This is a genomic window from Halorussus ruber, from assembly GCF_004765785.1.
Taxonomy (GTDB): Archaea; Halobacteriota; Halobacteria; order Halobacteriales; family Haladaptataceae; genus Halorussus; species Halorussus ruber.
This window is the reverse complement of sequence record NZ_ML219768.1, coordinates 111,009-137,600: the sequence shown is the minus strand read 5'-3', so window position 1 is coordinate 137,600 and position 26,592 is coordinate 111,009. Positions and strand designations below refer to the sequence as shown.

The following is a 26,592-nucleotide window of genomic DNA, read 5'->3' as shown; positions in this document are numbered from 1 at the left end:
CCCTGAACTGCAACCGACGGACGAAAAGGCGTCGGCCGATTACGGACCGCCAATGAACATCGAGTTTCTCGGCGGGGCGCGCGAAATCGGCCGGAGCGCCGTCCTCGTTGACGATTCCCTGCTTCTCGACTACGGGATGGCGACGGGCAACCCGCCCTCGTTCCCGGTCGGGAACCCCGACCCCGACGCGGTCGTGGTGAGCCACGGCCACCTCGACCACGTCGGCGCGATTCCGTCTCTGCTATCGGGCGACGCCCGGCCGCCCATCCACTGGACGCCCCCGACCCGCGACCTGACCCGCGTGCTGGCCGAGGACACGCTCAAACTCCACGGCGGAAGCTACGACTGCCCGTTCACCCACACCGAAATCAAGCGCATGAGTCAGGTCTCCGAGACGCACGCTTATCGGGAGACCTTCGAGGCCGCGGGCTACGAAATCACCTTCTACGACGCCGGACACATCCCGGGGAGCGCACACGTCCTTATCGACGACGGCGACACTCGACTGCTCTACACCGGCGACTTTCACACCGAGGACACGCAACTCCTCTCGGGAACCACGGCCCGGCCCGACGCCGACATCGTGATTACCGAATCGACCTACTCCGACGTGGACCACGACCCCCGAAGCGCGGTCGAGGAGCGATTTGCGGAGAGCGTCCGGACAACCATCTGGGAAGGTGGCACGGTTGTGGTTCCAGCCTTCGCCATCGGCCGGACCCAAGAGATGCTGATGGTCTGCGAAGCCCACGACCTCGACTGCTACGTCGATGGCATGGGCCAGAAAGTGACACAGATCGCGCGCCAGTACCCCGGGTTCGTCAGAGACGCCGACGCCCTCCAACGCGCGAAATCCAACGCCCGATTCGTGAACGGCCGGGACGGCCAGCGCAGACGCATCGCCGAGAAGAACACGGTCATCGTGACGACGAGCGGGATGCTCTCGGGCGGTCCCGCGATGACCTACGTCCCGGAAATCAGAGCCAACCCGACGAACAAAATCGCGTTCACGGGCTACCAAGTCGAGGGGACGCCCGGCCGGGAACTGCTGGACTCGGGTCGCGCGGAAATCGACGGCCGAGTGATGCCCGTCAGCGCGCAGGTCGAGGCCCACGACTTCTCGGCCCACGCCGACAGGGACGGTCTCTTCGAGCTCCTCGACTCGTACCGAGACGCCGAGATTCTCGTGAATCACGGCGACCGGTGCGAGGACTTCGCCGAGGAGCTACGCGACGAGGGCTTCGAGGCGAGCGCGCCGGACCTCGGCGATGCGGTCGCGTCTCGCGCGTGACGGGTCTCTCGCCCGAAATAAATCTATAGATTTCTTTAGTACGTACAAAAACAAGGTAAACAACGGATTTAATTGCTATCTACTCACCACGACCCGACAGTTACGTCACTCCGCGCCCGTCGCCCGAAGGTCCGCCAACTCCTCGCGGGTGTTCACGTTGGTCCACGACCGCGCGAGCGGGACGCTATCGGGCACCTCGTCGGGCGAGACCCGCCGCGTCTCGCCCGCGCCGAGGAGCGCCCGGAGTCCCGCGTCACCTTCGACCGGCGGGTCGGCGGCGAACTCGGCGTCGTAGACCCCGAGAAGGGGTTGCGCTCGCCCCTCCTCGTCGTTGGGGACCACCGCGTCGGCCCGCCCGAGGTGGCGCTGTGCGACCCCGACCAGCCACCGGACCGCGCTCGGCGCGACCAGCGGCATGTCACAGCCCGTCACGACCACGGCGCGGGCCGCGGTTTCTCGCGCCGCGGCGACGAGGCCAGCGAGCGGTCCCCGATACCCGGATGCGTCGGTCACGAACGCGGCCGATTCGCCGCCGACAACCTCAGCGAGGCGGTCGCACTTCTCGTCGCCCCCGCCCGCGACGACGACCGGGCGGCCGGTCGCGGCGCGGTGGGCCCCGACCGCGCGACCGACGAGGGGTCGGCCGTCGAGGGTCGCTACGGCCTTGTCCGCCTCGCCGAAGCGAGTGCTTGCGCCGCCAGCGAGGACGACGCCGGTCGCTGCGGCGGGCGCGTCGGCGTTCTCCGCGACGGGTTCCGCCTTCACGGCGCGACCTCCTCCGGTCGGGCGACGTTCTTCATCCGGCGGTGCCGCCGGAGGAGGCCCACTTTGTCGGCGACCCGGCCCGCGAGATTCCGGAAGGTCTCGGCGGTCTCGCCCTCGCCGAGGACGATTGGCGCGCCGTCGTCGCCGCCCTCTCGGACCGCGGGGTCGAGCGGGACCGACCCCAAGTAGGGCAGGCCGGTCTCGTCGGCCAACTCCTCGCCGCCGCCCGCGCCGAACACGTCGTGGGCGCTCTCGCAGTCGGGGCAGACGAACGTCCGCATGTTCTCGACCACGCCCAGCACCGGCGTGTCGAACTCGCCGAAGGCGCGCATGCTCCGGCGGGTGTCGTCGGTCGCCACCGCCTGCGGGGTCGTCACCACCAGCGCGCCCGTCACCGGGAGCGTCTGGAGGACCGACATCTGCACGTCGCCGGTCCCCGGCGGGAGGTCCACCACGAGGTAGTCGAGGCCGGTCCACGCCACGTCGTCGAAGAGGTCGGTGAGCGCGCTGTGGGCCATCGGGCCGCGCCAGATGACCGGGTCGTCGTCGCCGACCAGCGACCCGACGCTGGCGACCTCGACGCCGTGGCTCTCGGGCGGCACGAGGCGCTTCTCGCCGTCGATTTCCTCGATTTCGGGCGCGGCCTCGACGCCGAGCATCCGGGGCGCGTTCGGGCCGTACACGTCGGCGTCGAACAGGCCCACGCTGGCCCCGCGGTCGGCGAGTCCGGCCGCGAGGTTCGACGCGACGGTCGATTTCCCGACCCCGCCCTTGCCGGAGGCGACCGCGATGACGGCGTCCACACCCGGAAGCACTTGCTCCGCGCCGGGCTTTCGCTCGGGCGTCGCCGAGAGGTCGGGGTCGAGTCCGGCCTCCCGAACCGCGCCCCGGACATCGTCGGCCAGTTCCTCCTCGGTCGGCGAGTGGACCGCGCCGAGCGCGAGGTCGATGCTGGCGGTGCCGTCGCCGACCGAGACCTCGCGGACGAGGCCGGTCGAAATCACGTCGTCGCCGAGGTCGGGGTCGTCGATGCTACTGAGTCGGTCGCGCAGGTCGTCGGGGGTGATTGCGTCGGTCATGGGTCTGGGTTCGGAGAGTTGTCCGGGTTCGAAGTCGCGTCGCGCTGGTCGTCTGGCGATTCCGCTTCTGCTGCGCCGATGCCCGACCGAGCGTCCCACGCCGCGAACGTCCGGGCGACGCCGACGATGCGGGCGAACGCTCCCTCCGCGCTGTCGGCCTCGCGGACCCGCTCGTGGAACTCGTCCAGCCAGCCCAAGCGGTCGAGCGTCCGGCGCTGGAGGTCGGCGAGCGCCTCGGCCTCCTCGATATTTCCGGCCTTCCGGCGGTCGGCCTCGGCCTGAGCCAGCGCGCCGAGGAACTCGAAGGCGGCCGCGACGTGGTCGGGAATCCCGTCGCCCCGCGTCGGCTCGAAGTCCACGGCGTCGTAGAGTTCGGCGAACTCGGCGGCGGGTTCCCCGAGGAGTTCGCCGTCGTCGCCCGCGTGGTAGGCCGAGTCCGACTCGTAGTTGGCTGTCGCGTCGTCGGAACGGGGTGCGTCGGCGGCGTGCGCCGAGGCGAACGGCGGGACGTAGTGGGGGCCGGGCACCGCGAACAGGTTGTCGTAGCCCACTTCGAGGGCCTCCTCGTCGTACTCCGCGAGGAGTTCCGGGTCGATGTCCACCGGGAAGACCGCCGAGAGCTGGACGAAGTAGCCGTTCTCGGCGGCCTCGACCAGCGCGCCCGCGTCGCCGTCGAGGCAGGCCGACAGCAGGTCGTAGGTCCGGGCGCGCATCCGGAGGAACTCCGGGTCGGTCGCGGGGAGGTCCGCGTCGCCACCTTCGTCGGCCGTCCCGCTCATTCGCCCTCACCTCGCTTGGTCACGTCCACGAAGGCGTCGTACTGGGCGTTGCTCCCGCCGACGGGGTCGCTCAGGCCCACGTCGCCGAGTTCCGAGTCGAGGGGCTGGACGTGGTTGATGGCGAACCCGGCGTCCCGGCCCTTGGCGTAGGCGGCCTCCTCGCGCATCGGCTCGTCGAACTCGTAGGGCGTGTGGCCGTCTCGCTCGACCGCCTCGCGGGTCTTCCCGTCGATGGTCTCGGCGACCGCGCCGTCGCCCTCGCGGCCCCAGCCCCACATCGCGCCGACGACGCCGGGCCGGATGCCGCTCGTGACCATGGCGACGGCCTCGACGGTGCGGCGTCCGGCGTCGATTTCGATGCGGTCGCCGTTCTCGATGCCGCGCTCGTCGGCGTCCTCGGGGTTCATCCAGAGGGGGTTCTCCGGGCGCGTCTCGCGGAGCCACGGGCTGTTCTGGGTCCGAGTCGCTCCCTGCGTCCGGGGCTTCCAGTTGACCAGTCGGAGCGGGCGCTCGGGGTCCTCGTCGGAGACGACCTCGGCCTGCACCGACCCGTCGTAGTGGCGCACGTCCTCGACCTTCGGCAGGGGGTCGAATCGCTCGCCGGTGTAGGAGTGTTTGCCCTTCGGGACGACCTCGCTGTAGAAGTCGGCGCGCGCGCCGAGTTTGTACCGCAGGTGGTCGCCGTCGTAGGCGTTCGACCGGTCGCCGTAGCGCTCGGCGTAGTCGTAGTCGTGGCCGTGTTCGGCGAACGCCTCGTCGTAGTTTTCGATCGGCTCCTCGAACCGGCCGCCGCGGTTGAGGACCGTGACGACCTTGCGCCACTCCTCGGGCTCGACCGCGGACTTCCACTCCTTCAGGTCGAAGTGCTTCCCGAGGCCCTTCTCGTGAGCCTTCCGGAAGGTATCGAGTTCCGAATCGCTGGCGTCCGCGACCGGTTCGCGGTCGTAGGCGATGTTGGCGACCAGTTTGAGGTAGAAGTCCTCCGAGGAGTCCAGCGACCACAGGTTCCCGTCGGCGTCCGGAATCGCGTCCTCGCCGACGCCCGGCAGGTCCATCTCCTTCCAGATGTCGATGAGGACCTCCTCGAAGGGCCGGGCGTCGGGCACCACCTTCACGCTCGGCTGGCTGATCTTCTCGTCGGCGAGTCGCTTGTTCGGGTAGGTGCCGAAGTTCTCCCAGCGTTCGAGGTAGGTGGGTTCGGGCAGGATGTAGTCGGCGTACTTGCTGGTGTCGCCGACCACGGTGTCGCTGGCGACGAACAGCGGAATCTTCTCGGTGTCTTTCAGCACCTCGGGAATCTTGTCCCCGCCCGCGACCGCCATCACGTGGTTGTTGGAGTAGGGCCGCAGGAACAGCGCCTCGACCGAGTAGGGGTACTCGTCCTTGGCGCTCCCGTAAATCTCCTGCGCGGCGTAGGGCGGCGCGACCGGGAACCACGGGCGCTCGGCCGGATAGCCGTCGTCGCGCTCGAACAGCGAGGTCTCCTCGTAGTTGACGCCGCCCCGGAGCAGGGGGACGCCCCACGGCGAGTGGCCGTCGGGAACCTCGCCCAGTTCGTACCGGCCCGACATCGTGGCGAACCCGGCGTAGGGCGTCATCTGGCCGCCCTTCCAGTCGTAGTTGCCGACGAGGTGCTGGAGGGTGGCGATGGCGCGCTGGTTCTGGAAGCCGTTGGCGTGCTTGGCCGGGCCGCGATAGGACATGATGGCGGCCCGCTTGCCGTGGCTGGTGAACTCGTCGGCGACCTCCGCGATGGTCTCGGGCGCGACGCCAGCCATGTCGGCGTACTCGGAGACAGTGTGTTCGAAGACGCGTTCGCGGTAAAGCGACCACGCGCTCCGGACGCGCTCGCCGCCGACGGTGAGGTCAACGTCGAGGACGGCGGCGTCGGCGTCTCCGGCGGGCACGGGTTCGCCCGTCTCGGCGTCCACGACGACGAACTCGTCTGCGGCGTCGGCGTCACCCGTGACGAGGCCGAGGTCCGAGGAGCGAGCCTTCGGCTGTGCCTCGGCGTCGACCCGGACGAGGTGGGTCGCGTCGCTCCACGTCGGCTCGTCGTCGGCGCTCGCGGCCGATTTCGAGGGGTTGCGCAGGTAATCGACGTCGTGGCGGTCGCGTTCGATTATCCACCGGGCCATGCCCATGGCGAGGGCGGCGTCCGCGCCGGGTTCGACCGGAACCCACTGCTGGGCCTTCTCGGCGGTCTTCGAGAGGCGCGGGTCAACCACGTCCATGCGCATCCCGTCCTCCATCGCGTTGGTCAGCTTGGGCGCGAGCCACGTCGGTCCCTTGTTGGCGACCAGCGGGTTGGTCCCCCACACCAGCAGGTACTCGCAGTTCTCGATGTCGGCGTACTGGCGCTTCTTCTTCCCGCCGAACGACCGGACGTTGCCCATCACGCTAGAGATTCCGCAGGTCCCGGCGTGGTGGACGCTGTTGAGCGACCCCAGTCCCTGCTTCCAGAGCCGAGCGCGGATGAAGTTCCGGCGGAAGCCGCCCACGTCCACGATTTGGTTGGCCTTCGGTCCGAGGTCGGGGTGGTCGGTGTCGATGAGCGCGTCCTCCCACTTCCGGTCGAACTTCTCTTTGTCCATCTCGCCGTTCTGGACGGCCTCCCAGTCGGACATGACCTTCTCTTTGGGCGCGTAGCCCCACAGTTCGCGCAGACCGGGATGGCCTAACTCCTCGTTTCCTTCGACAATCTCTGCAATCGCCTGCTCCCACGAGATGGTCTTCCACTCGCCCGACCCGCGGGGGCCGACCCGCTTCATCGGCTTGCGGACCCGGTAGGCGTCGAAGGCGGTCTGGATTCCGGCCTGTCCCTTCAGGCACATCCGCGCGCCGGACAGCGACCAGCGGTCTCCGGCCACGTCGCCGGTCCCCTCCAAGTCGCCCGTGGCGACCTGTTGGGGGTCGCTGTCGTAGGGCACCTGCGAGAACGGCTGAGTGTTCAGGAAGGAGTAGGGGTTGCCAGCCAGCTTCCTGACCAGCGAACTGTACCGGCCGGTGCCGCTCTCGTCGGCGAGTCGGACCTTGATGGGGCAGAAGGTGTTGCACTGCCCGCAGGTGGTGTGAATCACGTCCTCGGCCCCGTAGTCGCCGAAGTCGGTGCCGACGTAGTGTTGTTCCTTGTCGGTCCAGAGGTCGGTCGTGTCGAGGTTCACGCTCGCGGTGCTACCGGCGGCGACAGCACCGACGCCGCCCGCGATTTTCACGAAGTCGCGTCTGGTGAACGATGCGTCTGCGTCTGCGCTCTCGGTGTCTATGTCTGGGTCGTCGGTTGAACTCATCGGTCGTCACCTCCGGTTTCGGCGATGCCGCCGTCCGCGGCGGCGGGGGTCGTCTGGTCCGCGCTGTTCTCCTCGCCTCCTCCTCCGGTCGCTCCCGTCGGCTCAGGCGCGTCGAGCGGTCGGAGCGGCAGGACCTCCGCGCCGAGCGAGTAGATGAGGAGGCCGACGGCAATCATTCCGGCCGAGGTCAGCCACTCGATTGCGGTCGGGAAGTACGACCCGTGGGGCAAGCCCTCCATCACGGGCAGAATCTGGGGCGGCACCACGATGTTGAACCGGACCGCGACGATGCCGGCCACGACGCTCAGGCCCGCCGCCGTCAGCGGAACCGGCGACCGACGCCACGAGCGCTTGCTCAGCAGAATCAGCGGCAGGACCCACCCGCAACCGACCATGAACCACCAGAACGACCACGACATCTCGCCGAACAGCACGATGAGCCACGTCTCGACCTCGTGGGGGTGGAGGCTGTTCAGCGCGATGAGCGCGTCGATGGCGGTGAACGCGGCGTCGGCGGCGATGAACCCCGCCAGCAGTTTGCCGAGGCGGTCCATCAGCGCGCGGTCCAGCCGTTCGCCGGTCAGGAGTTTCGCCCGGAGGACGTACAGCGCCGACACCATCGCGGTGCCCGACACGACTGCCGAGATGACGAAGATGACCGGGAACAGGCCGCTGTTCCAGTAGGGCCGTGCCTTCGCCACCGCGAACAGCACGCCGGTCCCGCCGTGGACCATGAAGACGGCCAGCGGGATGCCGAGGAGTCCGGCGCGCTTGAGCCACCGCTCGTCGGTCTCGTGGGATTCGTCGGACGTTTCCCGCCGTCCGAGCGTGAGGAGGCCGCAGAGCTTCGCGCGCCAGCCCTCGGTCTCCTCGGCGACTCGCGCGAGGTCGATGCGCATCGAGAAGTAGAGTTCGGTCACGAGGACGCCGATGTAGGCGACGTAGGCGTGGACCTCCCACGACAGCGCCGAGGTCGCCTGCCGGTAGAGGAAGGGGTGGTACATCCGGTCCATCCGGCCGAGGTCGGTCCAGACGAACAGGAGCGCGACCACCATGCTGACGATGGCCGCGAACAGCGCGTCGCGGTCTATCTTCTCCAGTCCCTCGACCTCGAAGACGTTCGCCAGCGTGCTGACGAGGAAGGCCCCTGCCGACAGGCCCACGAAGTAGATGTAGAACGCGACCCACGCGCCCCACGGCGAGATGCTCGTGAGGTTCGTCGAGGCCATCCCGACGCTGATGCGACGCCACGTGGCCCACCCGCCGACCGCCAGCAGCACCGCTAACAGGGCGTACCACGCGACGCGGAACCGTCCGTTCCGGAAACCGGGGTCGTAGTCGAGCGTGTTGGTTGCCATGGTCCTATTTGAGGTAGTAGACGTTCGGGTCGGTCCCCTCCGACTCCTTGAGCTGGAACGACCGGTTCGACTCGGCCAGCTCCGACACCTCGCTCTCGGGGTCGTTCAGGTCGCCCGCGTTCCGGGCGTCTCCCACGCACGTCTCGACGCAGGCAGGCTCCTCGCCGCGGTTCAGTCGGTGCATGCACATGCTACATTTCCGGACGTTACCGACCGGGGACTTGCCGTCCTCTCGGGGACCGCGGTCCACGCCGTACTCCGGACTCGTGACCTCGCCGCTCCCAATCACTTCGTCGTCGTAGTTGTCGCCGAAGTCGAAGTACCGCGCGCCGTAGGGACAGGCTATCATGCAGTACCGACAGCCGATACACCGGTCGTAGTCCACGTTGACGACGCCGTTGTCCATCTTGTAGGTCGCCGAGACGGGACAGACCTGCACGCAGGGCGGGTTCTCACACTGCATGCAGGGCCGGGGGACGTTGGTGCGCGTGACGTTCGGGAACTCGCCGTGTTCCTCCTCCATCACGACGTTGTACGAGACCCCCGGCGGGGTGCGGTTCTCGGCCTTGCACGCCACCGTGCAGGAGTCACACCCCACGCACTTCTGGAGGTCGATGACCATGCCCCACTTCTCGTCGCCCGCGGGGGCGTCTCCCGCCTCGCCCTCCGCGCCCGCCTCGCTCGCCATCGACTCGGCGACCGACGCCATCGACCCGACCGAACAGCCCAGATTCTCGGCCGTCTCGCGCGAGACGGTCTGGCGCGCGCCGTCGGCGTCGATGGCGGGGTTCGGGGTCTCTCGGTAGTCGTCGCCGAACTCGGCCTCCGCGGCCTCGTCGTACTTCTCCCAGTAGGCGTCGCCCGAGAGTTCGCCCTTGGCGACGCGCTTGGCGTCCTCGGCCATGGCGAGGCCGAGGTCGGTCCGGTACTCTGTCTTCGCTAGCTCCTCGCGGGGGTCCGGCGCTTCGTCGTCCACCATCCCGTCGAGGACGTCCGCGTCCGGCACCGAGGGCACGCTCGCGGCCTCGGACCCGTCGGCGCGACTCATCTCGACCACCTCCCGACTCGTGAGGGTCGTCCGCGCCGCGTCTGGTTCGGAGTCATCACACGTAGACCTACAGGTCCCAGGGGACTGAGCGTACTACCGATACTGTTGGGCACCTTCTCGCGGGTCAAGACCCCCCTGCCGAGAGTACCGATACTGTTTGGGTCGGCCCGAGCGACTGAGTCGCCGAACCACTGCGCCCGGCGTCCGATTCGCCCCGAATCGGACGCTAAAGCCCCGGGAAACCGCGATTCCAACGTTTTGAAAACGGGGTTCTCGGTTTTAGGGGGAAGACGAACCAGTTGTAGATATGACCGAACACGTTCGCGCGCCGGAGTTCCCCCGGCCCGAGCTACCTCGGAGGAGGGCACGATGGACGTGAGTCTCGTCCTCGCGTCCTCGGTCGCGCTCCGGGTCGCTGGCGTCGGCTACTCGCTGGCGCTCCTCTACCGGAGCGGCGACCGCCGATTCGGCTTCCTCACCGTCATGCTCGCGCTGATGGCCTCCCGCCAAATCTGGACCGCGCTGGCCGGGGCGACGACCGGCCTCGAAGAACTCCCCGGCCTCGCCGTTAGCCTCCTCGGGGTGGCGACGGTCCACTACCTCTCGACCTACGTCGAGGAGGAAGACCGAATCAAGCAGCGACTCCGCGAGGCCAACGAGGAGCTCCGGGGCTTCCGGAAGGCGGTCGAACACGCCGGGCACGCCATCTTCCTCACCGACGACGACGGCACCATCGAGTACGCCAACCCGGCCGTCGAGTCGGTCACGGGCTACGACCCCGAGGAGGTGGTCGGCGAGGACCCGAGCCTCTGGAAGTCCGGCGAACACGACGAGTCGTTCTACGCAGACCTCTGGGGCACCATCACCGACGGTGAGGTCTGGGACGGCGAAATCATCAACGAGCATCGGGACGGCGACCTCCGGTGGGTGGACATGACCATCGCGCCCATCACCGACGGGGCGGGCGAGGCCGACCGCTACGTCGCGGTCGATACCGACGTGACCGAGCGCAAGGAGCGGGAACTGCGCATCCGCGACCAGAACGAGCGCCTCGAACGCCTCAACGAGACCAACGAGGTGCTCCGGGAGGTCAACCGCCGCCTCGTGCAGGCCGACAGTCGCAAGGCGGTCGAGGAGGCCGCCTGCGAGCAGTTCGCCGAGACCGGCCCCTACGATTCGGCGTGGATAGCGACCCGCAACATGGTCAACAGCGCGGTCCGCGCTCGGACCCGCGCCGGACTCGGCGACGACGCGCTGGAGGGCGTCGTCTCGGCGGTCAACGACGCCGACGAGACGCCGGTCGACCGCGCGCTCTCGGAGGGCGTGACCGCGGTCGCTCGTTCCGCCGAAAGCGGTGACTGCATCGCGCCGGGCGACTCGGCGGCCACGCTGGCGATACCGCTCACCTACCGCGACATCTGCTACGGCGCGCTCGTGGTCCACGCCGCCGACCCCGGCGCGCTCGACGCCGTGGACCCCTCCGTGCTGGACGAACTCGGCGAGACCATCGCCTACGCCGTCAACGCTGTCGAGAGCAAGCGCTCGCTGGTCGCGGACACGGTCACGGCGGTCACCTTCCGGATGGCCGAGGAGGACGGGCCGTTCTTCGAACTCGCCTCGGCGCTGGACTGCGACCTCGAACTCGAACGCCTCTCGGTCGGGAGCGACGGCGACCCGGTGGAGTACTTCACGGTCCGCGGCGCAGCCGCCGAGGAGGTCTGTGACTACGTGGCCGACTCCTCGGACATCGCGGCCGTGCAGGCCGTCTCCGAGCGCGACGACGCCGGGGTGTTCCGGTTCGCGGTCTCCGAGTCGTCGGTCGTCGCCACCCTCGCCGAGCGCGGGTGCGTCGTCCGGTCGCTGTCGGCCGGGAGCGACGGCGGGCGCGTGACCGCCGAACTCCCCCGGACCGGCGACGTTCGCAACGTGGTCGAGGCCGTGCGCCGACAGCACCCGAACGCGGACCTCGTGGCCCAGCGCGAGCGAGAACGCGAGACCGAGACCGCTGGCGAGTTCCGGGCGAGCGTCGAAGAGCGACTGACCGACCGGCAACTCGAAGCCCTCCAGACCGCCCACTTCGCGGGCTACTTCGACTGGCCGCGGGAGACGACCGGCGAGGAGGTCGCCGACCTGATGGACATCTCCCAATCGACCTTCCTCCAGCACCTCCGGGCCGCCGAGGAGAAGCTGTTCGACGCCATGTTCGACCCGGAGTCGGTCGGAGCGAGCGCGGGCCTCGCGTCGAACGCCAGAGTCGGCCCGTAGTCGGCGGGGTCCTACTCGGTCTCGACCGGCAGGTCGTACTCCCGCGCTCGCCGCCGAATCGCGTCGGCGTCGCCGGTCTGCAACTCGCCGTCCTCGTAGACCACCTGTCCGTCGACCATCGTGAACGCCACGTCGTCGCCGTGCGCGGAGAAGACTAGATGCGAGAACACGTCGTGGAGGGGCGTGGCGCGGGTGATGTCGGTCGTCATGCCCACGATGTCGGCCTTCCACCCCGGCCGGAGTTTCCCGACGTTCTCGAAGCCCGCGGCCTTCGCGCCGTTTTCGGTCGCCATCTCGAAGACGAGTTCGGCGGGCGTGGTGGTCGGGTCGAGGTGCTCGACCTTCTGGAGGAGGCTGGCCTGTCGCATCTCGGTGAAGGGGTCGAGCGTGTTGTTGCAGGGCGGGCCGTCGTTGCCCAGCGCGACGTTGATGCCTCGGTCCACGTAGTCCACGATTGGCGCGATACCCGAGGCGAGTTTCATGTTCGAGGAGGGGCAGTAGGTGACGTGCGTGCCGGTCTCGGCCAGCAGTTTGCGTTCTTGCTCGTCGGTCCAGATGCAGTGGGCCAGCACCACGTCCTCGCCGGTGAGGCCGACCTCGTGGAGCCACTCGATGTTCCGGCGGCCGGTGCGCTCCTCGACGGTGGCGACCTCGTCCTGATTCTCGCTGGCGTGGGTGTGAATGTACACGCCGTCGTACTCGTCGGCGAGTTCGCGCGACCCTCGCAGGCACTCCTCGGTGCAACTCACCGCGAAGCGGGGCGTGACCGCGTACTGGATTCGCCCGCCGTGTGCGTCGTGGTATCTCCGAATCAGGCGCTCGGTTTCCTTCAGGCCCTCCTGCGTATCTTCGAGGAGTCCGTCGGGCGATTCGGTGTCCATCAGCACCTTGCCCATTCTGGCGCGAATGCCCAACTCGCCCGCCGCCTCGAAGGCCTCGTCGGCGTGGCGGACCGAGAGGTGGTCGATGGCGGTCGTGACGCCCGATTCGAGGAGTTCGAGGTAGCCCAGTTCCGCGGCGATTCGCATGCCCTCGGCGTCGAGTCCGGCCTCCATCGGGAGGACGTAGTCGAACAGCCAATCCAGCAGGGACGTGTCGTCGGCGATGCCCCGGCCGAGCGACTGGACCGAGTGGACGTGTCCGCCGACCACGCCCGGCGCGAGGAGGTCGTACTCCTTTCGCTCGCGGTCGGGATAGGTCTCGATTAGCTCCTCGCGGTCGCCGACGGCGACGATTTCGTCGCCGTCCACGACCACCGCTCCCTCCTCGTAGACCGTTCCGGCGTCGGCGACGACCGTTCCCTGAAGTAACATCCCGGAACGAGTAGGAACCGAGTTCGGCAAATAGCTGTTGATTCGGAGTTGGAGCGGGTGGTGTTCAGCTACGGGCCGCCATCCACGCACGTCGCTCGGTGGAGCAACCGACTTCCTCGGCGGACTGAAAGGGCGAGCGCGGTTCGCGCCCGAAGGGCGTGGTCGTCTCAGCGGGCCACTATTTCCGGGCCGAGCGAAGCGAGGTCCGGAAATATCCCGCTGAGCGACCGCGAACCGCGCGAGGGCTTTCGAAACTATCGTCGCTGTAACCAAGACACATATAAGATGCTTAGATATACTAAATAGTTTCTAAAACATAGGTAGTTATTTCTTCCAGTTCCACTCACTCCTCGGCCAGCGACCGAATCTCGTCGTCCAACCGCTCGAACCGCTCCCTGCGGCGGTCGTCGTTCGACTCGGAGATGCGAATCTGCGGGCGCTCCTCGACGTCGAACACCGCGTCCTCGTCCAAGTCGGACTCCTCGATTGCGTCTCTGAGCTTCGACTTGTCGAAACTCCGGACCTCCTCGGGGTCCACGTCGGCGGCGGCCAGCGCGTTGCGGACGTCTCGCTCGTCTCGAACCCGGCGGTACTGGTAGGTCGTGCGGTTCACGCTCCCCAAATCGGCCGAGACGGTGCCGTCCTCGTGGACCTGTTCGAGGAGTTCGTCGCGGACCTCCTTCCTCGCGTCGTCGGCGGAGTTCTTCAAATCCGCCAGCAGGGAGTAGAGGTCGGCCAGTTGGGCGGTCCCGAGGTCGTCCAGCGACGAGAGGTCGTACTTCCGGGCGAGTTCGAGCAGGACCAGCGCGTCGCGCTCGAAGCCGAGTTCGAAGTCGGACTCCTCGACCTCGGGCGCGTCGTGGGGCGTGCCGGGGGAGCGGGACTCCTCGGCCTCAGTCGCGGAGTCGTCGGCGGTCGAGGAGTCGGTGGCCGCAGTTTCGGAGCCACCGCTCGCCTTCTCGAACGCCGCGTTTTGGCTGGTCTCCTCGGATTCGGGGCCGCCGTGCTGGCGGCGCTTCTCGGTCATCACGAAGTCGCGGGCACCGTCGTAGCCGAGGCGGTCCCACGCGTGGGCGTCGTCGTCCCGTCGGCTGACGTGTCCGGCGACCGAGCGAATCCTGTCGCGGTACGTGCAGTCGCTCGCCGGGCACTGAACCGGGTCGTAGTCGGTCGCGTCGGTCATCTACCGGAGGTTGGTGCGTGATTCGGGATAAACTTTCGTCGGTCCGTCTCGGGGGTCTCTCCGGAAAATCCCATCCGGTCGGTTTGCCTCGTTATCGACTCGACAGCAACTGAGGTCATGACTGACTCAGCAGCAACTGAGGCCGTGAACACTTCTTGAAGCCCCCGCCCGGTCGCGGTCTCTCTGCGGGATATTTCCGCGCTCTCAGCGCCGCCCGCGCGGAAATAGTGGCCCGCAGAGACGACCAAGCGTTGCGCGACCGGGCGGCCCCTTCATCCACCCGTGGGGGTTCGTGTCGCCGGGCGTTTGCCGGTAGAACGTTCCACCGAGCGCGTGCCTCACGCCTCCCCAGCCTCCTCACTCCCGCGCTTCGCGCGGTCGTTCGTCCCTCGCGCGACGATGGCGTGACACGAGGTCACGCCAGCGCGCGCCGGAGTGGTGAAATAATGAGTCGGTCGGGTGAGGGTAAGATGGTCTAGTCGTATCGTCAGGTCGTACTGACCGAATCGTACCCACCACCCGACAGATTCCTCGTCCGACTGCCTCGCCACTCCAACCGCCCCAGACCCGAACACAATCGGTCTTATTCCGGATGGCAATCACAATGCTGTTAAACCACCCTTCCGTAGTCTCGCGCATGGTAGACGCACTGGGTCTGGGACTCGGGCTGACGCTCGTCCTCATCGCGGTGGCCCTTCACTACTCGGGCGGCACCGAGTGGCGAATCCCCGACGACATCTCCCAAGAGGTGCTCGAACGGCGGGCCGAGACCGTGCCGGAGACTGACTTCCCCGAGCCGATGAATCGCTCCATCGGCGGCGGTGGCGGCGCGGTCGCCGTCGGCGGCGCTGGTGCCGAGGGTGAACTCGAAGGCGAGGGCGAGGAGGAAGAAGGCTTCGACCCCGCCGCCATCTCGGACGACGAGGTCGAGTACTTCGAAATCGAGTACGTCAACGAGGGTTCGACCATCGAAGTCGCCAACAACGAGACCGTGCTGGAAGCTGGCGAGGACGAGGGCTGGGACCTGCCCTACGCCTGTCGGCAGGGTCAGTGTCTCTCGTGCGGTGGCAAGGTGCAGGACGGCGACGCCCACGACTACGTCCGACACAGCAACAACGAGACGCTCGGCGACGACGAGGTCGAGAAGGGGTACATCCTGACGTGTACCGCCTACCCGACCGACGACTTCAGCCTCGAAACGAACGAGACGCCCTGACGGTCGCGTAGCTGACCGATTCGGCTCTTTTCCCGACGCTGGCCGCCAATTTCAACCCAAAGCATTAAAATCCTAAGCGGTTCTGAGAATGGATAGTGACATCGACGCAGTCTGACGGAATCACGGACGGCGGGCTGGCACGCCCGCTGTTCCATCTCGCGTGGCCCATCGTGGTCACGCAACTGTTGCAGGTCGCCTACAACGTCGCCGACGCCTTCTGGTTGGGGCGGTACTCGGCCAACGCGGTCGGCGCGATTAGCCTCGCGTTTCCGCTCATCTTCTTCCTCATCGCGTTCGGCGGCGGCTTCAACGTCGCGGGAAGCACGCTGGTCGCTCAGTACATGGGCGCGGACAGCGACGGCTCTGCGGGGAAGGTCGGCGGCCAGACGCTGGGCTTCGTGGTCGCCATCGGCGTCCTCCTGAGCGTCGTCGGCCACTTCGGCGCGGGACCGATGCTCTCGCTGTTCCCGAGCGACGCCGCCACCGCCGACACGGTCGTCCCGCTGGCCGAGCAGTACATGGAGATTTTCTTCCTCGGACTGCCCTTCATGTTCGGCTTTCTGGCCTTCTCGGCGCTCCTGCGAGGCTACGGCGACACCCGGACGCCGATGCGCGTCATGGCGATTACGGTCGTCCTGAACGTCGTCCTCGACCCCGTCCTCGTCTTCGGCGTGGGTCCGATTCCCGCGCTCGGCATCGAGGGCGCGCTCGTCCCCGAGCTGGGCATCGAGGGCGCGGCAATAGCGACGCTCCTCGCGCGCGCCGTCGGCGGCCTCGTCGGGGTGTACGTGCTGTTCTTCACTGACACCGGCCCCGACGTTCGACTCGACCACCTCGCGCCGGACCTCGACTACATCGAGGACATCGTTCGCATCGGGATTCCCGCCGCGCTCGAACAGTCGGCGGGCGCGCTGGCGATGGTGATGCTGACGGTGATGATTGTCACCTTCGAACCGGCGGTCATCGCGGCCTACGGACTCGGAAACCGACTCATCTCGCTGGTCTTCCTCCCCGCGGTCGGCCTCGGCAAGGCGACGAACACGATGGTCGGTCAGAACCTCGGGGCGGGCAAGGCCGACCGGGCCGAGCGCGCGGTCAAACTCGCGGCCAAAGTCGGCGCTGGCGTGATGTTCGCCTTGGCACTCCTCGCCGCGCTCTTCCCGGAACCCATCGTCGAGGTCTTCATGGCGACCGGCACCAGCGAGGCCGCCAGAACCGTCGAGTACGCCTCGGAGTACCTCCGCATCCGGACGGTCGAGTTCGCCTTCATCGGCATCTTTCAGGTGCTGGTCGGCGCCTACCGAGGCGCTGGCAACACCAAAATCGCCATGGCACTCTCGATGATCACCCTCTGGGTCATCCGCGTGCCCGCGGTCTACATTCTAGCGTTCGAGACGACGCTCGGCCCGACGGGCATCTGGGTCGGCGTCGCGCTCGGCCACATCGTCGGCGCGATTGCCGCCGCGGCGTGGTTCACCCGCGGGACGTGGAAGCAGGCCGTCATCGACAGCGACTCGTCCGACGGCTCGGTCGAGGCCGAACCGGAAGCTGACCCGGCCGTCGCCGAGGACTGATAGGGATTATCGTAGAACTTCGGAGAGTTACTGACTAGCGTGGAGTGCTGTCGCTCGATTACGCCGAGAATAGTCCCACGAATCGATGACTTGCTACGATAATCCCTATGAGTTGCGGCTATCACAACGATTAAGCCTGCGAGCGGAGTATCTTTGTACGAGGGCGGCTAGTTCAGCGGACAGAACGCTTGGTTCCGGACCAAGAGGTCATGGGTTCAAATCCCATGCCGCCCGCGTAAACGCCTCACCCGCTAATTTCTCGCCCCTTAGAGCTTCTTGTTTCTAATTTCGTGTTTCGAGATTCTTCCTCTTCGTTCGATACTCGAACGAACTCATCAGCGAAATTCGCCTACCGATGCCCGACATCGGATGATTTGCAGAAAACAAGAATAGCCGAATACTGAGAGGTGTGTGGCTACAACGATGAGTGCAGTAGAAGAGTGACTTTCAGAAGTAGACGTTTAGTGAAAGACTACACGTACTCGGTTACAGTAGTGAATAGTGTTTGCAAGTGATTTTCAGATATCGGTGTTTCGTGAGAGATTGCCTGTTTTCTACTACAGCAATGAAGGTAGTCAGCAAGTGAGCTTCAGAAACAAGGGGAAAGTGAAACTGTAGTGCGGGCATTTTTATACTTGGTACTACAACACCGGGTAGAATGGAACGGGACGCATTCGAAAAAGACGCTCCCGGTAGCTTGGTCTCGATTGGTGATAAACCGAATTACGTTGCCTTCGACCCCGACCCGTTACCGCCAGAGTTCGACTCCGGCGAACTACTTTCACCCGTCGCCGACGCTGCGGCCGCCGTGGCCGAGTTAAAGGGTATCGGTCCGCGCGTCGGTGATAATCGAGTCCTCATCGAACCATTCGTTCGAAAGGAGGCGCTCGAATCCGCCCGCATCGAGGGGACCCGAGCCACCCTTTCCGATCTGTATGCGTACGAGGCAGGTGGCGAACAGCTCGTTCAGGACGAAAACCGCGAAGGCGTCAAAGAGGTGCAGAACTATCTCCGCGCTCTCAATTACGGCCGAGAGCAAATTGAGGATTCTCCCGAATTAACTGAGAGTCTTCTTTGTTCGATGCATGAACGGTTGCTCACCGACGTTCGCGGTGAAGAGAAACGACCCGGTCAGTACCGGGACGGTCAGGTCTACATCGGCGGGACACCGTTCCTTGAGGAGGCACGCTACGTTCCACCGCCACCGGAAGCAGTTCCAAACCGGATGACCGAGTTGCTCGACTACTTGAACGAGGACCGAGCGATGCAGTCGCTTCTCCGAGCAGGACTCGCCCATTATCAGTTCGAGACAATTCATCCGTTCTTCGACGGGAACGGCCGACTCGGTCGACTGCTCATCAGCCTTCTCCTGCAACGAGATGGGGTGCTACCTGAACCGTACCTCTACCTGAGTTCGTTCTTTAACGAGTACAAACAGGAGTACACCGACCGGATGCTCGCGGTGAGTCAGCGCGGCGAGTGGATTCCGTGGTTGAAATTCTTCCTCGAAGGTGTTCGGTCGCAGGCAGTCGAGGCAAGAGAACGAGCGAACGAACTCGTCGACCTCCGCGAGGAGTACACGGAACGATATCAGGCTGCTCGCTCGGAGAACATCCTCCCGTTAGTAATGTACCTGTTCGAGCGTCCCTATTTGACTATCTCACAGGCACAGGGGGCCATCGAAGGCGAATACGTGACTGCGAACCGTCTCGTGAATCGGCTGGTAGACGATGGTGTTCTGGAGGAGGTCGGAACGTCGGGACGGCAGAACTACTACAGAGCAACTCGAATCTTCGAGATTATCGGTGCCCGGTCGTAGTTCGTTCACTGAGAGTATGACGAACTACTGATTTCAGGTGGTCTTCTGAACACCGGTATTAGACCCTGAACTATCCAAAAGGAATTCGGCGTTCGCGTATCGAACGAACACCCATGCCGCCCGTCGCACTCTCATCGCCTGATTTTGGCAGTTTCACACCCTAAAGGCTCTAAATGGGCGTTTCGACATCTCTCCCTTTTGTTCGGCTGCCGAACGAGAGCATCTAAATTACAGAGGAGTCGATTACTCGCAGAGGCAGTCCCGTGTCCGTGTCAGCGCGACGACCTCCTCGTGGAGCGTCTCGGCGAGCGAGACGACCGTCTCGGCGCGATACTCTCCGGCGATGCCCGTCCGGTAGTACGACTCCGACCGATTTTCGACCCAGAGCGCTTCGAGTCGGTCGGCGACGTCCTGCGAGAATAACCCGGCACGGACACCTACGTCGTAAACTTCGGTGTGGCGCTGACCGGCGACGTCGTACCCCTTCTCCTCGACGTAGAACTGTATCGACCGCTCGATGGCGACGAACGACGCTTCGATGATGACCGTGAAGTGGCCGTTGCGGTCGAGGAGAAAGCCCGCGGCGTCGAGGAGCCGACACGCCTTCCGCAACTGGAGGACCGACGAATCGGAGACGTACTCCAATCCGACCTCCGGATTCTCGGGCCTGCGCTGGAAGGCGTCCTCCGCATCGCCGAGTGCCTCCTCCAGTTCGTTCGAAGTCATTCGCCCTCTCCTCCGAACACGTCACGTTTCGTTCGGTCGAAGGTCTCGGTCTCGTACAAGACAATCCCTTCTTTGAGAATCGGCTGGAGGTCTTCATCCCGATTTCGGGCGCTCTCGTCGGATTCGACGAACACCTCGAACTCGTATCGCTGGCCGTCGATGGGTTCCGCTTCGAGGTCGCGCTTCACGTCCGAAACGGCACGGCGCGCGCGCACCAACTCGTCGTCGGCCTCGACCAGCACGAACACGTCGATGTCGCTCACGCGGTCGGCCTCGCCGCGCGCCACGCTCCCGAAGCAAACGACTCCCGCGACCGACGCCACCTCGTCGGTGACTCGCTCCACGAACGCGCGGAGCGGTTTCCGGAACTCCGCTTGAGGAATCTCCAGAAGCGGGTCGTCGGCCTCGCGGAGTCGCGTCTCTTCGATTCGGTAGAGAGTCTTCCGACCGCTGTCGCGCCGGACGACTAGTCCGAGCGTTTCGAGCAGGGAGAGCGCCTTCGAGACGCTCGGCCCGCCGAATCCGGTGAGTTCCTGTAGTTCGCTGTTCGTGAACTCGTCGGTCGGATTCTGCGCCGCTATTTCGAGGATGTCGTCCATCGCCTCGTACCTGAAGATCTGGTCGTCGGGGAGGGGCAGTCGTATCTCGACGCGCATCTTTGTTACATCAGACGTAATAGTTTACACACCATATAAGGGTTTGGCACCTCGTCGAACGAGAGGAGGACTGCTCGACGGTCAGAGCTTCGAGTGAGATTTGGGAAGGGAAACTCTACCACCAGAAAGGAACCCAACGTTCCCGACCCGAACGAACGCCCATGCCGCCCGTGATTCTGCCGCGAGTACTACGGCGAGCAGTTCATCTGCTCGCCACCCACGAGCGGCGAATCACGAGTCGCGCCGGGCGACTCTCGGGGCGCGGGAAGAACAACTGGCTCAAGGACATTCAGGCGGTGACGCCGATGACCCGCGTCCCCGACTGGATGATTTCGAACTACTTCTACCGGGAGATGAGCGCGTGGCTTCGGTACGCCGCGGTGCCGTTCCTCTTGCTGTTCAACTTGGGGTTGCTCTACGTCGGACTATTCTTGCTCGACGAGTTCGGTGTCTGGTCGCTTCCGATGAGCCGTGGAGGGCGTCCTCGCCCCGCTCGGGCCGGTCGGTCGATTGGTGGACCTCTTCCTCGCGGCGAATCTCGTTCTCATCGGTCTCCTCGTCGCGGTCTCCGTTCCCCTGTACGTGTTCGTCCGCGACGTTCGCAAGACCCTCCGCCGGTTCGGTCTCGCTCGCTCCGAGCGAGGAGAAGACGTCGCCGCGGAGGGAGCAACTGCCGACAAACCGGAGCGGACCGTGGTCGGCCCCGCCGTCGAGGAGCGACGAGAGGCGACCGAATCCCGTTCCCGCCGAGAGACTGACCGGTAACAACCAAATTCATCTCTATAGAATTGGACCGTATATTAAAGACGTACATTTCTATCTCATATCCGTGACGCGCGTCCGTCACCGTTCGGCGGAGTCGGGTCTCTCGTAGGAAGTAGCGCCGTCGAGCGCAACACCGCCAGCAGGCCCACCGCCCCTCGCTCTCCCTCGACCCGCAACCCGTCCGCGAATCCAAAACGTTTTCTTTAGGGCCACCTAAAATCTCGGCCAGCAATGGCTCGCGGGGCGAGGAGGAACGGTGATACCTGATGTCCACGTACTCTGATTCGGAAGACACGGCCGAGGAGCGAGCGAGCAGACAAGTATTCGACGGCGGGGAGGTCGAACGCGAGTCGGACGCCGCGAGCGTTCTCCACGCCGAGAGTCTCGCGCTCGGCTATCCCGATACCGAGGAACCGGTCGTGGAGTGCGACCGCATCGACGTGCCGGAGGGCGAAATCACGGCGCTCGTCGGCCCGAACGGGTCGGGGAAATCGACCCTGCTCAAAGCCCTCTCGAACCACCTCGAACCCGAGGCGGGGTCGGTCGTCCTCGACGGGCGGGCGATTCAGGAGTACGGCGACAAGGAACTCGCCCGCGAACTCGGCCTCCTCTCCCAAGAGAACGACTCCCCGGGGAGCATCACGGTCGAGGACTTGGCCTACCACGGTCGGTACCCCCATCGCGGATTCTTCGATTCGGTGACCGACGAGGACCGCGAGGCCGTCGAGCGCGCCATCGACCTCGCGGGCGTCGAGGAGATCCGCGACGAGGAGGTCGGGAACCTGAGCGGCGGCCAGAAGCAACTCGCGTGGATTGCGATGGTCCTCGCCCAAGACACCGACGTCCTCCTGCTCGACGAACCTACCACTTTCCTCGACTTGCACCACCAGTTGCGCGTGATGGAGGTCGTCCGGACGCTCAACGAGGAGGAGGGCGTCACCGTCGCGGTGGTCCTCCACGACATCGCGCAGGCCGCCCGGTTCGCCGACTACCTCGTCGCGCTGGACGAGGGCGAACCCTACGACTGGGGGCCGCCCCGCGAAGTCGTGACCGAGCAACTGCTGGCCGACGTGTTCGAGGTGGACGCCGCGGTCACCTACACCCCCGACCCCGAAATCGTCCCCAAGCGGTCGCTGTAACGGACAGAATCCCTGTTTTGTCGTTCTCGCCGTCGAGTCGAACGTTCAGAACTCGCTGAGATTCCCGTGCTTGCGCATCAGGTAGAGGAAGTACGGTCCGCCGAGCAGGCCGGTGACGATGCCGACCGGGACCTGCGTGGGGCTGAGCGCCAGTCGAGCGAACACGTCGGCGGCGACCATCAGCGCGGGACCGGCGAACATGCACCCCAGAATCAGGCGCTTGTAGTCGCTCCCGACCACGGTCCGGACGAGGTGGGGCACGACGAGTCCGACGAAGCCGACCAGTCCCGCGACCGCGACGCTGGCCGACGCGCCGACGATGGCGACCGCCGAGAGCAGGAACCGGACGCGCTCGACCGACATGCCGAGCGACTGGGCGGTTCGCTCGCCCAGCAGCAGGACGTTGAGCTGTCGGGCACCCGCCAGCGAGAGGGTGAGCGTGGCCGCGGTCCACGGCAGAATGACGCGGACTTGCTCCCAGTCCACGCCGGTCAGCGACCCCGTGGTCCACGAGAGGGCGTTCTGGAAGGCACCGGTCGAGGGCGCGAAGAAGAACAGCCCCGTCTGGAGCGAGTTGAAGATGGTGTTGACGATGATGCCCGCGAGGACCAACCGGACCGGACTCGTGCCGTTCTGCCACGCGATGGCGTAGACCAGCAGGAACGCGCCAGCGCCGCCCAGCGCCGCCACCAGCGGGACGTAGGCCGACAGCCCCGTGAACAGGATGAGGACCAGCAGGATGGCGAAGCCCGCGCCCGAGTTCACCCCGAGGATGTAGGGGCTGGCGAGTTCGTTGCGCGTGACCGCTTGGAAGATGGCCCCCGAGACGGCGAGGTTCGCGCCGACGAACACCGCGACGAGGATGCGGGGCATCCTGATGTTCCAGACGATGAGCGACTGGTTCGACATCTCCGGGAAGGACTCGCCGAGGAGTATCGCCCGCCACGTCTGGAGGTCGAACAGGAGGTTCGGGTTCACGAGCGTCTTGACCACCTCGACCAGCGTCATTTCGTAGGACCCGTATCGGACCTGAACGATTGCGCCAGCGAAGACGACGGCGACGCTGGCCCCGACGAGCGCGAGGAGCGAGCGGTCTATCCAACTGTTTCGGCGGTCCTGGCTCGCCTGCGTCTCGGTGGCGTCGGTGGGCACGTAGGGTCCTCCGTGACTCGGGTCTGTGGTTTCGAGTAGTTAGTAGCTTCTGATTTAGGTCTGCCTAAATTCCGGTGCGCTTATATAGGTTTAGGCTGGCCTAATTCGTATGGGATTCAATCGACGGCAGTTCGTGGGAATCGGCGCGAGTGCGCTCGCAACTGGACTCGCCGGCTGTGCCGGCTCCTCGACGGAAGACGACGGGACGACGACAACGACGGCGGAGGCCAGTACTACCACGGAGTCGGACACGACCGAGGAGACGACCACGGCGGCCGACGCGAGTTACACGGTGAACATGGCACCGGCCGGGGACGTGACCTTCGACAAGCCGCCGGAGTCGGTGGCTCACTACTTCCCCGACTACGCCGACATGGCGGTCGCCCTCGGACACGGCGACACGATAACCAGCATCGGGCTTCCCTCCCGGTACCACACCGACCACTACGGCGAACTCGACGGCGTGAGCCTCGACAAGAGTTCGCTGACCAAGCTCATCGGCGACGCGGGCATCTCGAAGGAAGTGTTCTACCAGCTCGACAGCGACCTCCACATGATCGACCCGCGGTGGCTCGTCGAGAACAACGCGTTCAAGCTCGAATCCTCGGACATCGACGAGGTCCGCGAGAACGTCGCTCCGTTCCTCGGGAACGCCATCTTCCGGCGGACCGACTCGTGGCACGACTACCAGTACTACACGCTGTACGAGGCCTTCGAGAAGGTCGCGCAGGTCCACCAAGAACAGGAGAAGTTCCAGCGTCTCAAGTCCTTCCACGACCAGTACATCACGGACGTACAGACGAAGCTCCCCGGCCCCAACAGTCGGCCGAACGCGCTCCTCTGCTGGCAGGCCAAGAACGAGCCGGAATCGTTCTACCCCTACCGGCTGAGCGGCAAGGGGACGAACAAGAAGGCGTTCCACGACGTGGGTATCACGGACGCCCTCTCCGGCACGGGCGTTCAGGGCCTCTCGGAGAGCGACCGCGGGACCATCGACTACGAGACGATGCTGGAAGTCGACCCCGACTCTATCCTCCTGCGCGGCCACGAGGGCAAGACCCGCAAGGAGTTCGAGAACACCGTCCTGAAGTTCATGAAGAACCACGAGGTCGCCTCGCAGCTCCGCGCCGTCGAGAACGGCAAGGTGTTCCGCGGCGGTCCCATCTACCCCGGCCCGCTCCACCATCTGTTCCTCGTCGAGCGGTACGCGACCGGCTACTTCCCCGAGAAGTTCTCGGGCAAGCTGTTCGACCGCGACGAACTCGCCTCCATCGTCACGGCGTAATCCCCGTCACCTTCCGAGATGGAGACACCTCACGAACCAACGGCCTCGCCCGACGCGGACGACTACGACCTCGTCGTCGTCGGCGGCGGCGCGTCCGGTCTCGCGGCCGCGGTGTTCGCCGCTCGCTACGGCCTCGATACGGTGGTGTTCGACCGCGGCGGGTCGGCCATTCGACGGTCCTACTCCATCGAGAACTACCTCGGGTTCCTCGCCGTGGACCCGGCGACCTTCCTCCGACTGGGCCGCGCTCACGCCCGGTACGAGGGTGCCGAAGTCGTCGACGACCTCGTGACGGCGGTCGTCGGCGACGACGAGGAGTTCCGCGTCGAAACCGAGGACGGTGCGGCAGTCCGCGCACAGTACGTCGTCGCCGCCTCCGCGTACAACGCCGACTACCTGACCGGCCTCGACGGCGGGACGTTTCACGAGGAAGGGGACCATCCGGTCGACTGCGACGAGGCGACCGGTCGCACGCCCGTCGACGGCCTCTACGTCGCCGGGTGGCTCTCGGGCCAACCGCATCAGGTCCTCATCGCGGCGGGCCACGGCGCTCGCGTCGCAAAGTCGGTTATCCGCGACCGGCGACGGGACCGCGGACACTGGGACGGAATCGCCGACTACTGGGACTGGTCGGTCGAGACCGGCACCTACGGTAGCGAGCAGTGGCACGACCGCGTGGACGAGTGGATAGATTCGACGCTTCCCGAGGACCACGACGTCCCCGACGAGCGAGTCGAGCGCATCCACGAGGTCGTGAAGGAAGAGCGCCTGTCGTTCGAGTGTTCGCCCGCCGAACGCGAGGCCCGGATGGACGACGCTCGACGCCTCCTCGAAGCGGCGTTCGAGGCCGAAGACTGACCCCCATCGGGCCGCCGAACTCGTTACTCCTCGACCAGTTCGACGGACGCCCCGGTCCGGAGCGTCCCGTCGGACTCTCCAGAGAAGCGCGTGATGGTCGTGAGTGCGAACAGGTGGTCGAAAGCGTCTTCGTCCGCCCACTCGGGGAACGTCTCCCGTCGGTTCCGGACGAACTGCTCGCGGAACTCCGGCAGGGGGTCCCCGGTATCGGGGTCGCGCTCGGGGACGACGCACCGACCGCAGGGAATCGCGCCCTCGAAACGCGTCCCGCCGACCTCGAACCCCGGCGCGTCCTCGCCGACGAGTCGGTCCTCCCAGAAGGCGGGCACGCCCGAGACCTCGACGTTCGTCCGGAGGCGGCGGCGCGTCCCCTCGACGGTCAACTCGTCGAACCACGACGCGACCGTCCGGATAGTCCCGGTGCTGACGACCGACAGGCCGAGTTCCGGGCGGTCCACGAGTCCGGTCTCGGTGTCCCTGCGGAGCGTCACCTCCTCGCCGAGGAGGTCCTCGAACCACGATTCGGCCTCGCTCGGACTCCTCGCGGGGTCGAACCGCGCCGGTTCGGCAGACGGCGCATCGACGGCGAGCACGCCGGTCTCCGGGTCGTAGTCCGCAGAAATCTCGTGTAACCGGTCGTCGCGCTTCGCGTTCAGGACCTCGCCCTCGGCGTCGAACAGCGCGAACGTCCTGTCGTGCGCCAGCGTCCCGTTCGACCGGACGCCCACCGAGTCCAACTCGATACCGTCGAGCGATTTGACGGGATACACTCTGAGCCGCTCGATTCGTGGCTCGTTCGACATCGCGTCAGGGTTTCTCCGGCGGTGGTTTCGGTCTTTCGCTCCGGTGCCGTCTCCCCGCGTCAGAAGTGCGCTCGATACGTTTTTTCGCGTCCTCCCGCCGTTAGACAAATATACTCCTATTTTAAGGAAATGTAATTATGTTTAAAACAAATATTTTGTTGTCTCCGGCGGCGCGAGCGGCGACCGCCGAGTTGCCGGACCAAAGCGAGGAGTCGAACTGGGTTGGCA

Annotated in this window: 21 protein-coding genes and 1 tRNA gene; 10 read left to right on the top strand and 12 right to left on the bottom strand. The window is 65.9% G+C overall.

The window, feature by feature from the left end:
• The first annotated feature begins 52 nt into the window (after positions 1–52).
• Positions 53–1,291: an MBL fold metallo-hydrolase gene (locus tag EPL01_RS00670; RefSeq protein ID WP_135823338.1), complete on the top strand. Its 1,239-nt coding sequence runs from the start codon at positions 53–55 to the stop codon at positions 1,289–1,291.
• Between the two features lie 105 nt (positions 1,292–1,396).
• On the opposite strand, the gene mobA is transcribed toward EPL01_RS00670, so the two are convergent.
• From mobA to EPL01_RS00640, 6 genes are read right to left on the bottom strand one after another with little or no spacing between them, the layout of a single operon-like run.
• Positions 1,397–2,056: a molybdenum cofactor guanylyltransferase gene (gene mobA / locus EPL01_RS00665; RefSeq protein WP_135823337.1), complete on the bottom strand. Its 660-nt coding sequence runs from the start codon at positions 2,054–2,056 to the stop codon at positions 1,397–1,399.
• Positions 2,053–3,135 carry an Mrp/NBP35 family ATP-binding protein gene (locus EPL01_RS00660; protein WP_394346237.1) on the bottom strand — a complete coding sequence of 361 codons (1,083 nt, stop codon included), beginning with the start codon at positions 3,133–3,135 and terminating at the stop codon, positions 2,053–2,055. The genes mobA and EPL01_RS00660 overlap by 4 nt, the downstream gene beginning before the upstream one ends.
• On the bottom strand, positions 3,132–3,914 hold the full coding sequence (locus tag EPL01_RS00655) for a molecular chaperone TorD family protein (RefSeq protein WP_210424026.1): 783 nt from the start codon (positions 3,912–3,914) through the stop codon (positions 3,132–3,134). The genes EPL01_RS00660 and EPL01_RS00655 overlap by 4 nt, the downstream gene beginning before the upstream one ends.
• Positions 3,911–7,204 carry a molybdopterin-dependent oxidoreductase gene (locus tag EPL01_RS00650; RefSeq protein WP_135823336.1) on the bottom strand — a complete coding sequence of 1,098 codons (3,294 nt, stop codon included), beginning with the start codon at positions 7,202–7,204 and terminating at the stop codon, positions 3,911–3,913. The genes EPL01_RS00655 and EPL01_RS00650 overlap by 4 nt, the downstream gene beginning before the upstream one ends.
• Positions 7,201–8,562, bottom strand: a complete 1,362-nt coding sequence (nrfD, locus tag EPL01_RS00645; protein ID WP_135823335.1) for an NrfD/PsrC family molybdoenzyme membrane anchor subunit — start codon at positions 8,560–8,562, stop codon at positions 7,201–7,203. Before nrfD ends, EPL01_RS00650 begins: the two co-directional genes overlap by 4 nt.
• A 4-nt stretch (positions 8,563–8,566) precedes the next feature.
• The gene (locus EPL01_RS00640) at positions 8,567–9,610 is read right to left on the bottom strand and encodes a 4Fe-4S dicluster domain-containing protein (RefSeq protein ID WP_135823334.1); all 1,044 of its coding nucleotides are present in this window, start codon (positions 9,608–9,610) and stop codon (positions 8,567–8,569) included.
• Between the two features lie 369 nt (positions 9,611–9,979).
• Here EPL01_RS00640 and EPL01_RS00635 point away from each other — a divergent pair, with 369 nt between their 5' ends.
• Positions 9,980–11,875 carry a bacterio-opsin activator domain-containing protein gene (locus EPL01_RS00635; RefSeq protein ID WP_210424025.1) on the top strand — a complete coding sequence of 632 codons (1,896 nt, stop codon included), beginning with the start codon at positions 9,980–9,982 and terminating at the stop codon, positions 11,873–11,875.
• A gap of 11 nt (positions 11,876–11,886) precedes the next feature.
• Here the strand turns inward: EPL01_RS00635 and EPL01_RS00630 are convergent, their stop codons facing one another.
• Both EPL01_RS00630 and EPL01_RS00625 read right to left on the bottom strand, forming a co-directional pair.
• A complete protein-coding gene (locus EPL01_RS00630) occupies positions 11,887–13,188 on the bottom strand; it encodes a 5'-deoxyadenosine deaminase (protein ID WP_135823333.1) in 1,302 nt (433 codons plus the stop codon).
• A gap of 343 nt (positions 13,189–13,531) precedes the next feature.
• Positions 13,532–14,371: a DUF7983 family protein gene (locus EPL01_RS00625; protein WP_135823332.1), complete on the bottom strand. Its 840-nt coding sequence runs from the start codon at positions 14,369–14,371 to the stop codon at positions 13,532–13,534.
• A 637-nt stretch (positions 14,372–15,008) separates the two neighbouring features.
• On the opposite strand from EPL01_RS00625, the gene EPL01_RS00620 reads away from it, so the two are divergent.
• The 4 genes from EPL01_RS00620 to EPL01_RS00605 all read left to right on the top strand — a co-directional run bounded on the left by EPL01_RS00620 (position 15,009) and on the right by EPL01_RS00605 (position 18,980).
• Positions 15,009–15,587: a 2Fe-2S iron-sulfur cluster-binding protein gene (locus tag EPL01_RS00620; protein WP_135823331.1), complete on the top strand. Its 579-nt coding sequence runs from the start codon at positions 15,009–15,011 to the stop codon at positions 15,585–15,587.
• Between the two features lie 95 nt (positions 15,588–15,682).
• Positions 15,683–17,161 carry an MATE family efflux transporter gene (locus EPL01_RS00615; protein WP_246045596.1) on the top strand — a complete coding sequence of 493 codons (1,479 nt, stop codon included), beginning with the start codon at positions 15,683–15,685 and terminating at the stop codon, positions 17,159–17,161.
• Positions 17,162–17,322: 161 nt separating this feature from the next.
• Positions 17,323–17,395, top strand: a tRNA-Arg gene (locus tag EPL01_RS00610).
• A gap of 424 nt (positions 17,396–17,819) precedes the next feature.
• A complete protein-coding gene (locus EPL01_RS00605) occupies positions 17,820–18,980 on the top strand; it encodes a Fic family protein (RefSeq protein WP_135823330.1) in 1,161 nt (386 codons plus the stop codon).
• A 243-nt stretch (positions 18,981–19,223) separates the two neighbouring features.
• On the opposite strand, the gene EPL01_RS00600 is transcribed toward EPL01_RS00605, so the two are convergent.
• Together EPL01_RS00600 and EPL01_RS00595 are read right to left on the bottom strand one after the other, a co-directional pair.
• On the bottom strand, positions 19,224–19,706 hold the full coding sequence (locus tag EPL01_RS00600) for a DUF8154 family protein (RefSeq protein WP_135823329.1): 483 nt from the start codon (positions 19,704–19,706) through the stop codon (positions 19,224–19,226).
• Entirely contained in the window at positions 19,703–20,362 is a 660-nt protein-coding gene (locus tag EPL01_RS00595; RefSeq protein ID WP_135823328.1) for a nucleotidyltransferase domain-containing protein, read from the bottom strand. The genes EPL01_RS00600 and EPL01_RS00595 overlap by 4 nt, the downstream gene beginning before the upstream one ends.
• 471 nt (positions 20,363–20,833) lie before the next feature.
• Between EPL01_RS00595 and EPL01_RS22135 the strand changes: the two genes are divergently transcribed.
• A complete protein-coding gene (locus tag EPL01_RS22135) occupies positions 20,834–21,127 on the top strand; it encodes a hypothetical protein (RefSeq protein ID WP_246045595.1) in 294 nt (97 codons plus the stop codon).
• A 266-nt stretch (positions 21,128–21,393) separates the two neighbouring features.
• Entirely contained in the window at positions 21,394–22,266 is an 873-nt protein-coding gene (locus EPL01_RS00585; protein ID WP_135823327.1) for an ABC transporter ATP-binding protein, read from the top strand.
• Positions 22,267–22,311: 45 nt separating this feature from the next.
• Here EPL01_RS00585 and EPL01_RS00580 read toward each other — a convergent pair whose 3' ends face one another.
• Positions 22,312–23,418: a FecCD family ABC transporter permease gene (locus tag EPL01_RS00580; RefSeq protein ID WP_135823326.1), complete on the bottom strand. Its 1,107-nt coding sequence runs from the start codon at positions 23,416–23,418 to the stop codon at positions 22,312–22,314.
• A gap of 109 nt (positions 23,419–23,527) precedes the next feature.
• Between EPL01_RS00580 and EPL01_RS00575 the strand changes: the two genes are divergently transcribed.
• Positions 23,528–24,703: an ABC transporter substrate-binding protein gene (locus EPL01_RS00575; protein ID WP_135823325.1), complete on the top strand. Its 1,176-nt coding sequence runs from the start codon at positions 23,528–23,530 to the stop codon at positions 24,701–24,703.
• Positions 24,704–24,721: 18 nt separating this feature from the next.
• Positions 24,722–25,561: an NAD(P)-binding domain-containing protein gene (locus EPL01_RS00570; protein ID WP_135823324.1), complete on the top strand. Its 840-nt coding sequence runs from the start codon at positions 24,722–24,724 to the stop codon at positions 25,559–25,561.
• 23 nt (positions 25,562–25,584) lie between these two features.
• Here the strand turns inward: EPL01_RS00570 and EPL01_RS00565 are convergent, their stop codons facing one another.
• The gene (locus EPL01_RS00565; protein ID WP_135823323.1) at positions 25,585–26,364 is read right to left on the bottom strand and encodes an MOSC domain-containing protein; all 780 of its coding nucleotides are present in this window, start codon (positions 26,362–26,364) and stop codon (positions 25,585–25,587) included.
• Positions 26,365–26,592: the final 228 nt, after the last annotated feature.

Excerpts from the sequence above, each read along its gene's own strand:
- EPL01_RS00670 (WP_135823338.1), top strand. The coding sequence starts at position 53 with ATGAACATCGAGTTTCTCGGCGGGGCGCGCGAAATCGGCCGGAGCGCC.
- EPL01_RS00660 (WP_394346237.1), bottom strand. The coding sequence starts at position 3,135 with ATGACCGACGCAATCACCCCCGACGACCTGCGCGACCGACTCAGTAGC.
- EPL01_RS00655 (WP_210424026.1), bottom strand. The coding sequence starts at position 3,914 with ATGAGCGGGACGGCCGACGAAGGTGGCGACGCGGACCTCCCCGCGACC.
- EPL01_RS00650 (WP_135823336.1), bottom strand. The coding sequence starts at position 7,204 with ATGAGTTCAACCGACGACCCAGACATAGACACCGAGAGCGCAGACGCA.
- nrfD (WP_135823335.1), bottom strand. The coding sequence starts at position 8,562 with ATGGCAACCAACACGCTCGACTACGACCCCGGTTTCCGGAACGGACGG.
- EPL01_RS00640 (WP_135823334.1), bottom strand. The coding sequence starts at position 9,610 with ATGAGTCGCGCCGACGGGTCCGAGGCCGCGAGCGTGCCCTCGGTGCCG.
- EPL01_RS00635 (WP_210424025.1), top strand. The coding sequence starts at position 9,980 with ATGGACGTGAGTCTCGTCCTCGCGTCCTCGGTCGCGCTCCGGGTCGCT.
- EPL01_RS00630 (WP_135823333.1), bottom strand. The coding sequence starts at position 13,188 with ATGTTACTTCAGGGAACGGTCGTCGCCGACGCCGGAACGGTCTACGAG.
- EPL01_RS00625 (WP_135823332.1), bottom strand. The coding sequence starts at position 14,371 with ATGACCGACGCGACCGACTACGACCCGGTTCAGTGCCCGGCGAGCGAC.
- EPL01_RS00620 (WP_135823331.1), top strand. The coding sequence starts at position 15,009 with ATGGTAGACGCACTGGGTCTGGGACTCGGGCTGACGCTCGTCCTCATC.
- EPL01_RS00605 (WP_135823330.1), top strand. The coding sequence starts at position 17,820 with ATGGAACGGGACGCATTCGAAAAAGACGCTCCCGGTAGCTTGGTCTCG.
- EPL01_RS00600 (WP_135823329.1), bottom strand. The coding sequence starts at position 19,706 with ATGACTTCGAACGAACTGGAGGAGGCACTCGGCGATGCGGAGGACGCC.
- EPL01_RS00595 (WP_135823328.1), bottom strand. The coding sequence starts at position 20,362 with ATGCGCGTCGAGATACGACTGCCCCTCCCCGACGACCAGATCTTCAGG.
- EPL01_RS00585 (WP_135823327.1), top strand. The coding sequence starts at position 21,394 with ATGTCCACGTACTCTGATTCGGAAGACACGGCCGAGGAGCGAGCGAGC.
- EPL01_RS00575 (WP_135823325.1), top strand. The coding sequence starts at position 23,528 with ATGGGATTCAATCGACGGCAGTTCGTGGGAATCGGCGCGAGTGCGCTC.
- EPL01_RS00570 (WP_135823324.1), top strand. The coding sequence starts at position 24,722 with ATGGAGACACCTCACGAACCAACGGCCTCGCCCGACGCGGACGACTAC.
- EPL01_RS00565 (WP_135823323.1), bottom strand. The coding sequence starts at position 26,364 with ATGTCGAACGAGCCACGAATCGAGCGGCTCAGAGTGTATCCCGTCAAA.